At 68.9% G+C, this 15,725-nt stretch carries 15 protein-coding genes; 13 read left to right on the plus strand and 2 right to left on the minus strand.

Annotated features, from left to right (window positions below; all coding sequences use genetic code 11):
- Position 1: 1 nt before the first annotated feature.
- Positions 2-1,849 carry a 3D-(3,5/4)-trihydroxycyclohexane-1,2-dione acylhydrolase (decyclizing) gene (gene iolD, locus VFA08_09455; GenBank protein ID HYZ13815.1) on the minus strand — a complete coding sequence of 616 codons (1,848 nt, stop codon included), beginning with the start codon at positions 1,847-1,849 and terminating at the stop codon, positions 2-4.
- Between the two features lie 114 nt (positions 1,850-1,963).
- Here iolD and VFA08_09460 point away from each other — a divergent pair, with 114 nt between their 5' ends.
- The 6 genes from VFA08_09460 to iolC all read left to right on the plus strand — a co-directional run bounded on the left by VFA08_09460 (position 1,964) and on the right by iolC (position 8,013).
- On the plus strand, positions 1,964-3,007 hold the full coding sequence (locus VFA08_09460) for a Gfo/Idh/MocA family oxidoreductase (GenBank protein HYZ13816.1): 1,044 nt from the start codon (positions 1,964-1,966) through the stop codon (positions 3,005-3,007).
- Positions 3,004-3,963 (plus strand): TIM barrel protein, encoded by a 960-nt coding sequence (locus VFA08_09465; protein ID HYZ13817.1) that lies wholly within the window; start codon positions 3,004-3,006, stop codon positions 3,961-3,963. The genes VFA08_09460 and VFA08_09465 overlap by 4 nt, the downstream gene beginning before the upstream one ends.
- Before the next feature lie 47 nt (positions 3,964-4,010).
- Entirely contained in the window at positions 4,011-5,015 is a 1,005-nt protein-coding gene (locus VFA08_09470; protein HYZ13818.1) for a sugar ABC transporter substrate-binding protein, read from the plus strand.
- Between the two features lie 88 nt (positions 5,016-5,103).
- The gene (locus tag VFA08_09475; protein HYZ13819.1) at positions 5,104-6,174 is read left to right on the plus strand and encodes an ABC transporter permease; all 1,071 of its coding nucleotides are present in this window, start codon (positions 5,104-5,106) and stop codon (positions 6,172-6,174) included.
- Positions 6,171-7,067, plus strand: coding sequence for an ATP-binding cassette domain-containing protein (locus tag VFA08_09480; GenBank protein ID HYZ13820.1), 897 nt, complete (start codon positions 6,171-6,173; stop codon positions 7,065-7,067). Before VFA08_09475 ends, VFA08_09480 begins: the two co-directional genes overlap by 4 nt.
- A 1-nt stretch (position 7,068) precedes the next feature.
- Positions 7,069-8,013 (plus strand): 5-dehydro-2-deoxygluconokinase, encoded by a 945-nt coding sequence (iolC, locus tag VFA08_09485; protein HYZ13821.1) that lies wholly within the window; start codon positions 7,069-7,071, stop codon positions 8,011-8,013.
- A 1-nt stretch (position 8,014) separates the two neighbouring features.
- Here iolC and VFA08_09490 read toward each other — a convergent pair whose 3' ends face one another.
- A complete protein-coding gene (locus VFA08_09490; protein ID HYZ13822.1) occupies positions 8,015-8,578 on the minus strand; it encodes a hypothetical protein in 564 nt (187 codons plus the stop codon).
- 32 nt (positions 8,579-8,610) lie between these two features.
- On the opposite strand from VFA08_09490, the gene iolB reads away from it, so the two are divergent.
- The 7 genes from iolB (at position 8,611) to rny (ending at position 15,723) form a co-directional block, all read left to right on the plus strand.
- On the plus strand, positions 8,611-9,474 hold the full coding sequence (iolB, locus tag VFA08_09495) for a 5-deoxy-glucuronate isomerase (protein HYZ13823.1): 864 nt from the start codon (positions 8,611-8,613) through the stop codon (positions 9,472-9,474).
- 63 nt (positions 9,475-9,537) lie between these two features.
- On the plus strand, positions 9,538-10,254 hold the full coding sequence (locus VFA08_09500; GenBank protein HYZ13824.1) for a helix-turn-helix domain-containing protein: 717 nt from the start codon (positions 9,538-9,540) through the stop codon (positions 10,252-10,254).
- On the plus strand, positions 10,251-11,516 hold the full coding sequence (locus VFA08_09505; protein ID HYZ13825.1) for a competence/damage-inducible protein A: 1,266 nt from the start codon (positions 10,251-10,253) through the stop codon (positions 11,514-11,516). Before VFA08_09500 ends, VFA08_09505 begins: the two co-directional genes overlap by 4 nt.
- 25 nt (positions 11,517-11,541) lie before the next feature.
- Entirely contained in the window at positions 11,542-12,126 is a 585-nt protein-coding gene (thpR, locus tag VFA08_09510; protein HYZ13826.1) for an RNA 2',3'-cyclic phosphodiesterase, read from the plus strand.
- A 168-nt stretch (positions 12,127-12,294) separates the two neighbouring features.
- On the plus strand, positions 12,295-13,422 hold the full coding sequence (gene recA, locus VFA08_09515) for a recombinase RecA (protein HYZ13827.1): 1,128 nt from the start codon (positions 12,295-12,297) through the stop codon (positions 13,420-13,422).
- Positions 13,423-13,425: 3 nt separating this feature from the next.
- Positions 13,426-13,923: a regulatory protein RecX gene (locus tag VFA08_09520; GenBank protein HYZ13828.1), complete on the plus strand. Its 498-nt coding sequence runs from the start codon at positions 13,426-13,428 to the stop codon at positions 13,921-13,923.
- A gap of 267 nt (positions 13,924-14,190) precedes the next feature.
- Positions 14,191-15,723 (plus strand): ribonuclease Y, encoded by a 1,533-nt coding sequence (rny, locus tag VFA08_09525; GenBank protein ID HYZ13829.1) that lies wholly within the window; start codon positions 14,191-14,193, stop codon positions 15,721-15,723.
- Positions 15,724-15,725 lie beyond the last annotated feature (2 nt).

Consider the following 15,725-nt stretch of genomic DNA (forward strand, 5'->3'; position numbering starts at 1 on the left):
GTCAGACGCCCGGGCGCTGGTGCTTGCGCTCCGCCTCGTGCTCGGCCTTGGCCACACGGACCTCGTCGCGCTCGGAGACCTCGGGGACCCCCACGTCCCACCACGCGTCTCCGCCGGTCCAAGCGTTCGGATCGGTTCGGATCACGATGACGCTCGTGCGATCGGCGGTCCGAGCGCGTTTCAGCGCGTCACGCAGCTCGTCCAGCGTCGTCGCCGGTTCCGCGATCGCGCCCATCGAGGCCGCGTGCGCGACGAAGTCGACGATCAAGGGCTCACGGACCTTGGAGTCGTCGATCATGTTGTTGAACGCCGCGCCGCCCTTGGACACCTGCAGCCGGCGGATCACCGCGTACCCGCCGTTGTCGCAGAGCACGATGACGAACGGGTGACCGGACAGAACCGAGCTGTACACCTCCGAGTTCGCCATCAGGTACGAGCCGTCGCCGCAGAACGAGATGACCGTCCTGTCGGGCATGGCCATCGCCGCGCCCCACGCGCCGGCGATCTCGTACCCCATGCAGCTGAACCCGTACTCGCAGTCGAACGACCCGACGGAGCGCGACCGCCAGTGCTTGTTCAGCTCGCCCGGCAGCCCGCCGGCGGCCGTCACCGCGTAGTCGCCGTCATCGCCGGCGTCGTTCACCGCTCGGACGACGGCGGCGTACGACGGAAGTCCGGTCTCGGTGGGTGCGGTCGCCTGCGTGTCGAGGTAGGCGTTCCACGTCCGGTACTCGTCTCTCGCGCGCGATATCCACACGTCGGGCGCGCGGTGATCGCCGAGAGCGGTCGCCAGCTCCTCGAGTCCGCGCCGTGCGTCCGCCACGAGCGGGAGCGCGAGGTGCTTCGTGGCGTCGAATCGAGCGGTGTTGAGCGCGATCAACCGCATCCGGTCGTTCCGGAAGACCGACCACGAGCCCGTCGTGAAGTCCTGGAGGCGCGTCCCGATCGCCAAGACCACGTCCGCGTCGGCGGCGAGTGCGTTCGCGGCGGTTCCGCCGGTCACGCCGATCGGGCCGACGGCGTTCGGGTGGTCCCACCGGAGCGACGACTTTCCGGCGACGGTCTCGGCGACGGGCAGCCCATGCCGCTCGACGAACGACGCCAGGTCGTCCGAAGCGAACGAGTAATGCACGCCGCCCCCGGCGATGACGAGCGGGCGTACCGCCCCCCGAAGCACGGCAACCGCGTCCGCGAGCTCCTCCGGGTCCGGACCCGGACGCCTCACGCGATGAACCCGCGGTTCGAAGAAGGACCCCGGATAGTCGAACGCCTGCGCTTGCACGTCCTGCGGGAGGCCGATGAACGCGGGGCCACACTCGGCCGGGTCGACCAGCGTCCCCACGGCGTGTGGCAGCGAGTGCAGCACCTGAGCGGGATGGGTGATGCGATCCCAATACCGAGTCACGGCGCGGAACGCATCGTTGACCGTCGTCGTCGGGTCGTCGACGTGCTCGACCTGTTGCAGCACTGGATCCGGGATGCGGTTCGTGAAGGTATCGCCGGACAGGACGAGCAGCGGAAGCCGGTCCGCATGGGCGATGCCCGCGGCGGTGACGACGTTCGCGGCGCCCGGACCGATCGACGTGGTGACGATCATCACCTGACGCCGCCGCTTCGCCTTCGCGAACGCGACCGCCGCCATGGCCATCGTCTGCTCGTTCTGTCCACGCCACACGGGCAACCGGTCGCGAACCGGTTCGAGCGCCTCGCCGAGCGACGTGACGTTGCCGTGACCGAAGATCGCGAACACGCCGGGGAACAGTGGGACCTCGTGGCCGTCCACGGTCGTTCGCTGGGCGATCAGATACCGGACGATCGCCTGCGCGGTCGTCAAGCGGATCGTCTGCATCTCGCCTCCCGCGCGGGCGCGGCGACGCGTTCGTCGACGCCCACCCGCTCGCATCTTGACAGCCTTCGACGAGCGGACCTATGGTACGCGCCTGTCTTGGAACGTTCCAATCCGGTGGCGGCGCATTCGGGGACGGGTCCGGCAGTCGGAGGGGAGACGCGTGTGCGGATCGGCGTGATCGGCGTGGGCCGAATGGGCATCGTGCATGCCGGCACGCTGGTCGCGCACCCCGGTGTCGATACCGTCTTCGTCACCGACCTCGACCGGGACCGCGCCGAGGCCGTCGCCGCAAAGGTCGGTGCGGAGATCGCCGACAGTGTCGAGAACCTGTTGCGCTCGGTCGATGCAATCGTCATCGCCGCGGCGACGTCCGAGCACGCGCCGTTGATCCGCAAGGGGGCGGACGCCGGGCTCCCCACGTTCTGTGAGAAGCCCATCACGCTCGATCTCGACTCCACCGCCGACGTCGCTCGGCACGTCGCAGAGCGCGGGATCCAGCTGCAGATCGGGTTCCAGCGCCGGTTCGATGCGGGCTTTCGGGCCGCGCGTGAGCTCGTCAATAGCGGCGGGCTGGGAACGCTCTACGTCGTGCGCATGGCCGGACACGACCCCGAGCCCCCGCATGAGGAGTACATCCCGGCCTCCGGTGGGATTTTCCGGGATTTCAGCGTGCACGACTTCGACGCGCTCCGCTTCGTGACCGGCGAGGAGGTCGTGGAGGTCTACGCGGACGGCGGCGTCATCGCGTTCCCCGTCTTCGCCAAGTATGACGACGTCGACACGGCGGTCGCCACCCTCCGCCTTTCGAGCGGCGCATTCGGGATCCTCTCGGTCACGCGTCACGATCCCCTCGGGTACGACGTGCGGATGGAGCTGCTCGGCTCGGGCGACAACGTCGTCGTGGGGCTCGACGGGCGAGCCCCGATCCGTTCGCTCGAGGGCGGTGGCGCTCCGCCTCCTCCCGACGCGTACACCCATTTCTCCGAGCGGTTCCGCTCGGCCTACGTCGCCGAGATGGAGGCGTTCGTCGACGTCGCCGCGGGCCGTCGAGAGAGCCCGTGCACGGCGGAGGAGGCGTTCCAGGCGCTCCGCATCGCCGTCGCCTGCGACTTGTCGCGCAAGGAGCACCGACCGGTGAGCCTCGAGGAGGTGGCGTGAGGCGACCGTTGTCCGAGCGGATCGCGGGTGCGCCCATCACGTGGGGGGTGTGCGAGGTCCCGGGCTGGGGCCACCAGATGTCGGCCGAGCGAGCGCTCGGCGAGATGGCGGCGATCGGACTTCGAGCCACGGAGCTCGGGCCGGACGGGTTCTTGCCGATGGACCAGGCCGGGCTGCGGGACGTGCTTCGCTCGTCCGGTCTTGCGCTCGTCGGCGGGTTCGTCCCGATCGTGTTGCACGTGCCGAGCGTGCTCCGATCGGAGCTTGCCGGGATGTCTCGGCAGGCCGATCTGCTCGCATCCGCAGGCGCGCACGTCGTGGTGCTCGCCGCGACGACCGGGTCGACGGGCTACGAGCGCTCGCGCGCGATCGACGAGGACTCGTGGCGCGCGTTGGTCGACGGCCTCGACGCGGCTTCCGCCGACGCCACCTCGCACGGCCTGGTCGCGACGTTGCACCCCCACCGCGGGACCGTGATCGAGCGACCGGACGAGGTCGATCGACTGCTGGAACGGTCGAGCATCCCGCTGTGCCTCGACACGGGACACATCGCCATCGGAGGGGCGGATCCCGTCACCGTGGCGATCAAGGCCGCCGGACGGGTCGCCCACGTACACCTGAAAGACGTGTCGATGGAGCTGAGCGAGGGGGTGCGGTCGGGTCGTCTCGGCTACCAGGAGGCTGTCGGCGCGGGCATGTACCGACCGCTCGGACGGGGGGACCTCGACATCGCGGGCGTCGTGACGACGCTGGAGCGATCCGGCTACGACGGTTGGTACGTGCTCGAGCAGGACACCGTCATCGCCGCGGAGCCGGCGAAAGACGGCGGGCCGATCGAGAACGCCCGCGCGAGTTACGAGTTCCTGTTGGAGCTCGCTTCGGTGTTGGATGGACAAGGGCAACAGCGCGACGCAGGCGTTCGCGCAGGGCGGGGGAGTCGTGGGGTAGCACGGTGAGCGATGCGAACGTCGTGCGAATCCCCGCAGAGAAAGGAGGAGGGGGCATGAAGCGAAGCAGGTGGGTGGTACTGCTGCTCGTGCTCGCCGTCGTGGCGATGGCGTGCACGGGCGACGACGAAGGTGGCGGCGGCGGTGACGGCGCCACCGCACCGGACGGTGGCGTCAGCCAACGTGACTTCCGCTTCGTCGTGGTCACGCACGGGCAGGCGTCCGACCCGTTCTGGTCGGTCGCGGCCAACGGCGTGAACGCCGCGGCCGAAGACATGGGCGTCGAGGTCGAGTATCAGGCGCCCGAGACGTTCGACATGGTGGCCATGAGCCAGCTGATCGACGCCGCCGTGGCGTCCCAGCCCGACGGCCTCGTGGTCAGCATCCCCGATGCCGACGCGCTCGGCCCGTCCATCGAGGCCGCGGTCGACGCGGGGATCCCCGTGATCTCCATGAACTCCGGCTCGGACGTGTTCGCCGATCTCGGGGTCCTGTTGCACGTCGGCCAGACCGAGTTCGAGGCAGGGCTGATCGCCGGCCAACGGTTCGCGGAAGAAGGGGTGGAGAACCCGATCTGCGTCAACCAGGAGGTCGGCAACGCCGCGCTCGACCTGCGCTGCGAGGGATTCTTCGAGGGCGTCGGCGTGGAGGGTGAAGTTATCCCGGTCGACCTGAACGATCCGTCCAGCATCACCGAGACGATCGCCGGCGCGCTGCAGGCAGATGACACGATCGACGGCCTGCTCACGCTTGGTCCGACCGCGTCGACGCCGGCGATCCCGGCGCTCGACCAGGCCGGGCTGCTCGGCGAGATCGCGTTCGCTACGTTCGACCTCTCGCCCGAGGTGCTGGAGGCGATCGAGGCCGGTGACATGCTGTTCGCGATCGACCAGGCGCAGTTCCTGCAGGGGTACCTGCCGATCGTGTTCCTGACGAAGTACCTGGAGACCGGCGCCCTGCCGCTCGGGAGCGAGAACAGGGTCCTCATGACGGGTCCTCAGATCGTGACGCAGGAGACCGCTGCCGACGTCATCGCGTACACGGAGGAAGGCGTCAGGTAGTCGCGTTCGAGAACCGCGTCCGGGGCCGGCGGCGTGCGCCGGCCCCGGACACTAAGCTTCCGCCCACGAGTCGAGGAGTGGCCGCCCCATGGCGACGGAGACCGCACCTCCGCCCACAGCGGTAACGGACGAACGGGTCCGGCGCGTCAGCGGGCTGGCCAGGCTCCTGTCTCGCCCCGAGCTCGGCGCCGCACTCGGCATCGTGATCGTGTGGGTCTTCTTCGCGATCGTCGCGTTCGACAACAACTTCGTCAGCTGGGCGACGACCGCGTCGATCCTCAATCGGACGGCGCCGCTCGGAATCCTTGCCGTCGCCGTTGCCCTGCTGATGATCGCCGGCGAGTTCGACCTTTCGATCGGGTCGATCCTGGGGTTCGCCGGTATGGCGCTGTTGATCCTGGTCAGCCCGGTCGACGCCGGGGGCTTCGGGTGGACGATGGTGCCGGCCGTCGGCATGGCGCTGCTCCTGGCGCTCCTGATCGGCACCGTGAACGGGTTGTTGGTGGTGACCACGAAGCTCCCCTCGTTCATCATCACGCTCGGCACGCTCCTCATCGTTCGAGGGCTCACCGTCGCCCTCTCTCGGTTGCGGACCAACCGGACGCAGCTCGGCAACCTCGACGAGGTGTCCGGTTTCGAGCTGTTCCACGACGTCTTCGGAGCGAAGTTCTCCATCTTCGGAAGCAACTTCAACGCCTCGATCCTGTGGTGGGTGGCCCTCGCCGTGGTCGCGACGTGGCTGCTCGTTCGAACCCGCCAGGGGAACTGGATCTACGGAACGGGAGGAGCCGTCGAGGCAGCGCGCAACGTCGGCGTGCCGGTTCGCCGTGTGAAGATCGCGCTGTTCCTCACCACGGCGTTCGCCGCGTTCTTGGTGGCGCTGATCCAGGCCATCGAGTTCACGGGGGCGGACGCACTGCGAGGGACCGACCAGGAGTTCAACGCGATCATCGCGGCGGTCGTTGGCGGCTGTCTGTTGACTGGTGGATACGGGTCGGCCGTGGGAGCCGCGCTCGGCGCGCTCCTGTTCGGCATGGTGCAGCAGGGCATCGTGATCACCGGGATCGACGGCGACTGGTATCGCGTCTTCCTGGGCGGGGTGCTGGTCGTCGCAGTGATCTTCAACAACTTCATCCGACAGCGGGCGTCCAGGCGATGAGCACGAACGGCGCGCTGCTTCTCGAGGTGGACGGGCTCTCGAAGTACTTCGGCTCGGTCATCGCGGTCAAGGACATCTCGATGTTCGTTCGCGCCGGCGAGGTGACGTGTCTACTTGGCGACAATGGAGCGGGCAAGTCGACGCTCATCAAGATGCTCTCAGGCGTGTACAAGCCGGACGCCGGCGAGTACCGATTCGAGGGCGAGCGCATGGATTTCTCTTCCCCCAGGGAGGCATTGGAGCGCGGGATCGCCACGGTCTACCAGGACCTGGCGATGATCCCGCTGATGTCGATCTGGCGGAACTTCTTCCTGGGCTCGGAGCCGACGAAGGGCGTGGGTCCGTTCCGCCGCTTCGACGTGGGGCTCGCCAGGGAGACGACGCGGAACGAACTCTCGAAGATGGGGATCGACATTCGCGACCCCGACCAGGCGGTCGGAACGCTGTCCGGCGGCGAGCGACAGTCGGTGGCCATCGCTCGCGCGGTCCACTTCGGAGCGAAGGTGCTGATCCTCGACGAGCCCACAGCCGCGCTCGGCGTCAAGCAGGCCGGCGTCGTTCTCAAGTACATCGTTCAGGCCAAGCGCCGCGGTATCGGCGTGATCTTCATCAGCCACAACCCGCACCACGCGTACCCCGTCGGTGATCACTTCGTCATCCTCCGGCGAGGTCAGGTGTACGGCGACTTCGCACGAGACGAGCTCGCGCTGGAGGGGCTCGTCCAGATGATGGCGGGCGGTGAGGAGCTCGAAAATCTCGCGCACGAGCTCCAACGGGCCGCAACCGACGACGCCGAGCTGAAACGCGCCGTCGAGGAGCTGACCCAGCAGGCGGGCGCGGCGACCGCCGCGCTCCCGACGCAGGACGCCGAGGGCGATCGTCCGGACGGCTGACGTGGGCGACGTCTTCGACGTCCTCACGATGGGTCGCGTCGGCGTCGACCTGTACCCGGAACAGTCGGGTGTTCCACTCGCCGACGTCCGAACGTTCGCCAAGTTCCTCGGCGGCAGCGCGACGAACGTCGCCGTCGGTGCGGCGCGGTACGGGCACCGCTCGGCCGTCATCACCAAGGTCGGAGACGACGGCTTCGGGGCGTACGTCCGTCAGGCGTTGCGAGGCTTCGGTGTCGATCCCCGCTTCGTGGGCACCGATCGCGACCTCCGGACGCCGGTTGTGTTCATCGAGCTCCTGCCGCCGGAGTCGCCGCCGATCCTGTTCTACCGACAACCGAAGGCTCCCGACATGAACCTGACGGTCGACGGTCTCGACCTCGACGCCGTCCGCTCGGCGCGAGTGTTCTGGACGACGGGGACCGGGCTATCCGACGAGCCGAGCAGGTCGGCGACGCTCGCCGCCTTGCGGGAGCGGGGGAGGAAGAGCTTCACGGTCCACGACCTCGACCACCGGCCGACGTTCTGGCGTTCGCCGGAGGAGGCCGGTCCGCTCGCTCGGCAGGCGCTCGGGTTCGCGACCGTGGCAGTGGGGAACGTCGACGAGGTCACCGTGGCGGTGGGATCGGGAACGCCCGAGGCGCAGGCGTCGCGGCTGCTCGATCTCGGATTGGAGCTGGCGATCGTGAAGCTCGGGGGCGACGGCGTGCTCGCGGCATGGGACGGCGGGGCCGAACGCGTGACCCCCGTCGAGGTCGAGGTGGTGAACGGGCTCGGCGCCGGGGACGCCTTCGGCGCGGCGCTGTGTCACGGTTTGCTCGAGCGGTGGGAGGTCGTCGACACGGTTCGGTTCGCGAACGCGGCGGGCGCGTACGTCGCCGGTCAGCTCGCATGCGCCGATGCGATGCCGAACGAAGCGCAGGTTCGAGCGGTCCTCGTCGATGCGTGACTCAGGAGCCCACGGCCCAGCGTTCGATCTCGTCGAGCGCCTCGCGCGGGACGCTCACCCGCAGGTGCGAGGGACGTTCGTCGAGCACGTACACGGTCACGGCCTCCGCGTACCGCTCCGACGGGACGTGCTCCCAGTCATGTCCACCGAACCAGGGCGACTTCGGAGCGGAGCCGGTCGCGACGAGGAACGGTCGTCGCAGCGACGCGTGGGCGGCGCACGTGGACTCGAGGTGGTGAGCGAACTCGTGCACGAGCGACGCGCGCAGGTTGGGCGCGGTTCCCGGAACGCGGAGAACCACGGCGCGTTCGGCGGGGTCGTAGGCGGCGCGGTCGGCGAACTCCCACGCGCTACTGAGGGTGACCGGCGGGATGCACGCGCGCCTGGCGGGGAACGCATCCAGGAACAGGTCCCAGGTGTCGAGCGCGAGCGCGCGAACGTCGTTCGGAACGTCGTCCGCGACGACGAGCACCGGACCGACCGGATCGCGTTCGGCGCTCGCCGCTCCCCCAACGAGCGTGGCCGTCACGCCCAGCGCGAGGACGAACGTGACGGAGCGACGCACGATCCGAACGATACCGACGAGGCTTCCACAGCGTGAGCGCCGATGTGTTCCGCCCGGCGGGAACGCTGGGCGACGGGCCCGACCCGGTTCGACTGAGCGCGCGTGACGCCGGCTGGTCGTTCGCGGGTCTGCGCGTACTCTCGCTCGCCCCGGGCGAGCGCCGTGTCGTTGAGCTCGAACGCGTGGAGGCGGCGATCCTGCCGCTTTCCGGTTCGTGCCGCGTGGAGGTCTCCTCGAAGCGGTTCGAGCTCGAGGGACGGCGTGACGTGTTCTCGAGGGTGACCGACTTCGTCTACGTCCCCACGGGAACCGAGGTCGTCATCTCTTCCGACGGCGGAGGCGAGTTCGCGTTTCCCACCGCCGGTGCCGAGCGCCGACTCGAACCGGCGCACGTCCCTGCTCGGGCGGTCTCCGTCGAGGTACGCGGCGGCGGCGTCGCGACGCGCCAGGTCAACAACTTCCTCGCCGCCGACGCGTTCGAGGCCGAACGCCTCATCGCGGTCGAGGTGCTCACGCCCGACGGCAACTGGTCATCGTTCCCGCCCCACAAGCACGACGAGCACACCGCCGACGAGGTCCCCCTCGAAGAGGTCTACTACTTCCGCATCGCCGGCGAGGCCGGTTTCGGCCTCCATCGCACCTACACGAAGGACGGCGAGATCGACGAGACCGTCACGGTCCGGGACGGGGACGTCTTCCTGATCCCTCGCGGCTTCCACGGCCCGTGCGTCGCAGCGCCCGGCTACCCCATGTACTACCTGAACGTGATGGCCGGCCCTGCCGAGCGCGCCTGGCAGGTCTGCCTGGATCCCGCCCACGACTGGATCGCAGCTCTTCTCGCCGAACAGGGGCCCGACCCGAGGTGCCCGATGACGACCGCGGAGGGCGTCGCGTAGGCACGTTCCACGGAACGGGTCCAGGCATGACTAGAATCGAGGACCCGTGGCCGGAAGAACGCGATGCAGCACGGCGTGACGGACCTCGGTCCGAGCCTGCGCAAGGTCCGCACGGCGCGGGGCCTCACTCTCGAGGAGGCGGCCCGAGACACGCGGATCCGCTCCGAGTTCCTCGACGCGATCGAGAACGAGGACTACGAGCGCCTCCTGGGCGATGTCCACGTGCGAGGGTGCCTGCGCACGTACGCGTCGTACCTACGTCTCTCGCCCGACCGCGTCGTCGATGTCTACACCGAGAACCGCCCCGAACCGCTGCTCACGAAGACGCCGCCGCCCGCCCAGCCCGAGCCGATCATGGGGATGGGGACTCCTCGCCGGCGTGACGACCACCGGCTGTTCGTCATGGTCGCCGCGACCTTGCTCGTCCTCGCCGCGGCGTTCGGTGTGCTGTCGGCTCGGCAGCCCGCTCCGCCGCCCGCCGAGCTTCCGTCCGCAGCGCCGCCGGTCGAAACGGGATCGGCCCGCCCCATCACCGTGGCCGTCCTGGCGGAGGATCCCGTCGACGTCGCGATCGAATCCGACGGCAGCGCTGCGGAGCCGTTCAGCCTGGACGCCGGCGAGGGGCGAACGTTCGAGGCCGATCGAACGATCACCGTGCGTCTATCCGAAGGAGGAACAACGCAGGTCAGCGTGAACGGCACCGACTACGGCGTCGTCGGGCGCGAGGGGCGCCCGTGGCAGCGCACCTTCGAGTACCAACCCACCTCGCCCTCGTCGTGAGGGCCGAGGTCGTTGCGGTGGGCACCGAGATCCTCCTAGGGCAGATCTCGAACTCCAACGCACAGTGGATCGGCGAGCGTCTGGCGGCGATCGGCGTCGACGTACTCCATCACCAGACGGTGGGCGACAACGTCGAGCGCATCGTCGACGGTCTTTCGCTCGCGGCGTCGCGCGCCGATGTGGCGATCGTCACGGGCGGACTCGGTCCGACACAGGACGACGTCACGCGCCAAGCGCTCGCCAAGCTCGCCGGCGTGGAGCTCGAACGCCGTCCCGAGCTCGAACGGGCCATCCGCGACACGTTCGCCCGTGCCGGCCGGGAGATGCCGAAGTCCAACCTCGTGCAGGCCGACGTGCCGGTTGGGGCGCGTTCGATCCCGGCGGAGCGAGGCACGGCGCCCGGCATCGTGCTCGAGCTCGACGGATCGCGGATCTACACGCTCCCGGGCGTTCCTGCAGAGATGCGCGAGATGATGGAACGCACGGTCCTCCGCGAGCTCGAATCGCTGGCGGGTCCGGCCACGATCGTCTCCAGGACGATCCGGTGCGTGGGGATCGCGGAGTCGCGCGTCGCCGAGATCCTCGACGAGCTGTTCCACGGCTCGACGAACCCGACCGTGGCGTATCTCGCCGGCGGGGGAGAGGTCCGCGTTCGCCTCACCGCGAAGGCTGCATCCGTGGAGGAAGCCGGAGCGCTCCTCGCACCGCTCGCTCGCGACGTCGCCGAACGCATCGGCGAGTTCGTCACGTCGACGTCGGACGAGGAATTGGACGAGGTGGTCGGTCGGCTGCTCCGCGCCGCGGGGAAGACGATCGCGTGCGCCGAGTCCCTCACCGGCGGCGCGCTGTCCGCGCGGTTGGCGCACGCGCCGGGCGCGTCCGACTACCTGCTCGGTTCGGCGGTGTGCTACTCGGTCGAGGCAAAGCGCCAGATCCTCGACGTCTCGCAGGAGACGATCGACGGTCCGGGCGTCGTGAGCCGAGAAACTGCAGCCGAGATGGCGGCCGGCGCACGGCGGCTGTTCGGCGCCGACGTCACGCTGTCGACGACGGGAGCCGCCGGTCCCGAACCACACGACGGCGCCGAGCCCGGAACGGTGTGGGTCGGGATCCAAGCGGACGGTGTGGCCCACCAGCGGCGCATCCGCGCGCCCGGCGATCGCGACATGGTCGTTCGGTGGTCGGAGCAGGCCGCGCTCGATCTGGCACGAAGGCACCTCGAAGGCCTTCCCCTCCCCGACGCCGATCGCGTCGTCCACTGATGCCGCGCGACCGCGTCCTCGACTGATGGCGCGCGACCGCGCGACGCGCCCCGAAGCCAGACCGTTGCGACTGTTCGTGGCGTTCGACATCCCCGAGGACATCCGGAACGCCGTCGAGAGCGCCGTCGCGCCGTGGCGGGAGCGCTACCCGAGGGCGAAGTGGGTGCCAAAGCCGAACCAACACGTGACGCTCAAGTTCCTCGGCGCGACGTGGCCGAGGCTCGTCGAGTGGGTACGCGACAGCGTGGGACAAGCGGCGCGGGCGAACGAACGAGCGCGAACGCGGGTCACCGGGCTCGGCGCGTTCCCGAACGAACGACGTGGCCGGGTCCTGTGGGCGGGTCTCGACGACGATGGTCGCCGGCTTGCACGGATCGCGGCCTCGCTCGACGAGGGGCTGTTGCGGGAGTTCGCTGCGGAGAAGCGAGCGTTCACCCCACACCTCACCGTCGCGCGGTTCGAACCGTCTGTCGAGCTCCAGGGGCTCGAGGACGTGACGTTCGAGAGCGATCCGTTCGACGTGGACCGGATCGTCCTGTACCGCAGCCACCTCAGGCGACCCGCGCCGCTCTACGAACGGCTCGCGACGTTCGGGCTCGCGGATGCTTGACCTCGAACACCTGTTCGAATAGCGTTGGAGTTGCGTCGAACGGGTTTCACCGCTGTAATCACAGGAGCGTCATTCATGTCGGACCCTCGCGGTAGCGTGCGCGGCTCACGAGAGGAGCTCGCCGGCGTGGTCGCGCGGTGGGCGCAGGAGAGGAAAGGGGCTTCGCGGATGGATCGGGACAAGATGCTGGACGTCGCGCTCGCGCAGATCGAGAAGCAGTACGGCAAGGGTGCGGTGATGAAGCTCGGCGAGCACCCCATGGGCGCCGGCATCTCGGTGATCCCCACGGGTTCGCTCTCGCTCGACATCGCACTCGGTGTCGGAGGTATCCCACGCGGGCGTATCGTCGAGGTCTTCGGCCCTGAGGGCTCGGGCAAGACGACGGTCTGTCTCCACGTGATCGCCGAGGCGCAGCGCCAGGGTGGGATCGCCGCGTTCGTCGATGCGGAGCACGCGCTCGATCCGACGTACGCGCAACGGCTCGGCGTGAACATCGACGAGCTCCTCGTCTCGCAGCCCGACTCGGGCGAGCAGGCGCTCGAGATCGCGGACATGCTCGTTCGGTCCGGCGCGCTCGACGTCGTGGTGATCGACTCGGTCGCCGCGCTCGTACCGCGGGCCGAGATCGAGGGAGAGATGGGCGACACCCACGTCGGCCTGCAGGCGCGGCTGATGTCGCAGGCGATGCGCAAGCTGGCCGGAACGCTCTCGCGCTTCGACACCACGGCGGTCTTCATCAACCAGCTGCGCGAGAAGATCGGCGTGATGTTCGGGAACCCGGAAACCACGCCCGGCGGCCGGGCGCTGAAGTTCTACTCGTCGGTGCGCCTGGACGTCCGCAAGGTCGAGAACCTCAAGGACGGCACCGATGTGGTCGGCTCGCGCACTAGGGTGAAGGTGGTGAAGAACAAGGTCGCGCCGCCGTTCCGTCAGTGCGAGTTCGACATCATGTACGGGTACGGCGTCTCCAAGGAGGGCAGCCTCCTGGACGTCGGTATCGACCTCGAGATCGTCAAGAAGAACGGGGCGTGGTTCACGTACGAGGGCGATCAACTCGGCCAGGGACGCGAGAACGCGCGTCAGTTCCTCGCGGAGCACACGGACATCGCGAGCGATATCGAACGCCGAGTGCGCGAGGCCGTCGGTCTCACCTCGTTCAGTAGCGACGACGATCGGCCGGTCGTCGTGCCGGACGGGGTCGTCGACGAAGCGGCCGCGAACGGCGGCAACGGCGACGAGCCGGCGACGAAGAGCAACAAGAAGGAGCGGGAGACCGCCGGCTCGCGCAGCGGCTAGGTCGTGCGCAGAACCGCTCGAGCGAAGAACCCGCTCGACTGTCACGAACGCGCGTTGCGCCTCCTCGCCGTGCGCCCCCGGGCTCGCCGGGAGCTCGAGATCCGGCTGCTCCGAGCGGGGTTCGAGCGTGACGAGGTCGAGGGAGAGCTCGCTCGCCTCGAGGCGGTCGGCCTGATCGACGACGAGGACTTCGCTCGCCAGGCCGCCGAGCACGAGCTCACCGTTCGCCGGTCGGGACGGCGCGCGGTGACGTCGAGGCTGGCGGCTAGGGGCGTCGGCCGAGAGACGATCGAGCGAACGCTTACCGAGCTCGACGCAGGTGACGAAGAGGATCGGGCGCTGGAGCTCGCCCGGGCTCGGATCACCCGCCTCGGCGCACTCGACCCGCAGGCCGCGTACCGAAGCCTCGTCCCGTTCCTCCAGCGGCGGGGGTACGCGCCCGGCGTCGCCCACCGAGCGGCCTCGCGAGCGCTCGGGCTCGACGATGGAGACGCCTTCTGACCTGCGGCGATGGCGCGCGGCGGGGTCTCACCCTTGCCCTTCCCGGCCACAGGCCGTAGATTCGAATCAAAGACGGCTCATCGACCAACAACTGTTCGACACGTGCCTGAGACGTATCTGACCGACCAGTCCACGCAGGGAACACATCGGATCTGGGGCCGAGAGGGGCCTCCGGGCTTCGGTTCACCCTAGATCACCACCTCGGACGCTTGGCCGAACAGGGCCCGATGGGCCTGCATTCGGTCGTTTGCGTTTGGAGGAGTAACGATGGATGCGGTCGTGGTGGGCGTGGTGGCGCTCGCGGTGGGTTTCGGCGTCGGGTTCCTCGTCAGGAAGGTTCTCGGGCAGACCCAGGCCGAGAGCGCCGAGGCTCGTGCTCAGAAGGTGATCCTGGAAGCTGAGCGGGAGGCCGAACGCCTCACCCGCGAGGCGCTGGTCGAAGCCAAGGACGAGATCGGAGCGATCCGCAGGGACACGGAGGAGGAGTTCCGCACCCGGCGCGAGGAGGTCAAGCGTCAGGAGGAACGGCTCTCCCAGAAGGACCAGGCAGCCGAGGCCAAGATCGACGAGCTCGCTCGACGGGCCGAGGAGCTCGACGACCGCGACCGGACCCTCCAGATGGTCCGGCAACAGCTCGAGCACGCTGCCGAACAGCACCGCAGGCGTCTCGAGCAGGTCGCGCAGATGACCGCACAGGAAGCGCGCGACGCCCTGAAGGCGCAGGTGATGGACGAGGCTCGCCGCGACGCCATGGCCACCGTCCGCGAGATCGAGCAGCGGGCGCGAGAGCAGGGCGAGGAGCGTGCGCGCAAGATCGTCACGATCGCCATCCAGCGCGTCGCTTCCGAACATACGAGTGAGTCGACCGTCTCCGTGTTCTCGCTCCCGTCCGAGGACATGAAGGGACGGATCATCGGTCGTGAGGGACGGAACATCCGCGCGTTCGAGAGCACGACCGGCGTGAACCTCATCATCGACGACACGCCCGAGGCGGTGGTGCTGTCGTCGTTCGACCCGGTCCGGCGGGAGACGGCGAGGCTGACACTCGAGAAGCTCGTTCAGGACGGCCGGATTCATCCTGCTCGGATTGAGGAGACCTTCGAGCGCTCACAGCGTGAGATCGATGAGCAGATCAAGCGCGCCGGCGAGGAGGCCGTGCTCGACGTCGGCATCACCGACATGCACCCCGAGATGATCCGGCTGCTGGGGCGATTGCAGTTCCGAACCTCGTACGGGCAGAACGTGCTGAAGCATCTCGTCGAGTCCGCACACATCGCGTCGGCGATCGCGTCGGAGCTCGGCATCGATCCGGCGATCCCCAAGCGGGGCGCCCTCCTGCACGACGTCGGGAAGGCAGTGACGCACGAGATCGAGGGGTCCCACGCGATCATCGGCGCCGAGATCGCCCGCCGGATGAAGGAATCGCCGGAGGTCGTCCATTGCATCGAGTCGCACCACGGCGAGGTCGAGCAGCGCACCGTCGAGGCGGTGATCGCGCAGATCGCCGACGGCATCTCGGGCGGCCGGCCCGGCGCTCGTCGGGAGAGCCTGGAGACCTACATCAAGCGGCTCGAGCGGCTCGAGGAGATCTGCAACACGTACCCGGGCGTGGAGAAGGTCTACGCGATGCAGGCCGGACGAGAGGTCCGCGTCATGGTCAAGCCGCAGGACGTGGACGATCTGGCCGCGCAGATCCTCGCCCGCGATATCGCCAAGCAGGTGGAGGAGGAGCTCCAGTACCCGGGCCAGATCAAGATCACGGTGGTGAGGGAGACGCGCTCGGTCGAGTACGCGAAGTAGCC

It is taken from the genome of Actinomycetota bacterium (assembly GCA_035640355.1).
In the GTDB taxonomy this organism is placed as follows: Bacteria; Actinomycetota; UBA4738; order UBA4738; family HRBIN12; genus CALGFI01.

Bases quoted from the DNA above. Each gene is read 5' to 3' on its own strand.
- thpR (HYZ13826.1), top strand. From the start codon at position 11,542: ATGGCGCGCGACCGCGCGACGCGCCCCGAAGCCAGACCGTTGCGACTG.
- VFA08_09470 (HYZ13818.1), top strand. From the start codon at position 4,011: ATGAAGCGAAGCAGGTGGGTGGTACTGCTGCTCGTGCTCGCCGTCGTG.
- VFA08_09480 (HYZ13820.1), top strand. From the start codon at position 6,171: ATGAGCACGAACGGCGCGCTGCTTCTCGAGGTGGACGGGCTCTCGAAG.
- VFA08_09475 (HYZ13819.1), top strand. From the start codon at position 5,104: ATGGCGACGGAGACCGCACCTCCGCCCACAGCGGTAACGGACGAACGG.
- rny (HYZ13829.1), top strand. From the start codon at position 14,191: ATGGATGCGGTCGTGGTGGGCGTGGTGGCGCTCGCGGTGGGTTTCGGC.
- iolD (HYZ13815.1), bottom strand. From the start codon at position 1,849: ATGCAGACGATCCGCTTGACGACCGCGCAGGCGATCGTCCGGTATCTG.
- VFA08_09500 (HYZ13824.1), top strand. From the start codon at position 9,538: ATGCAGCACGGCGTGACGGACCTCGGTCCGAGCCTGCGCAAGGTCCGC.
- recA (HYZ13827.1), top strand. From the start codon at position 12,295: ATGGATCGGGACAAGATGCTGGACGTCGCGCTCGCGCAGATCGAGAAG.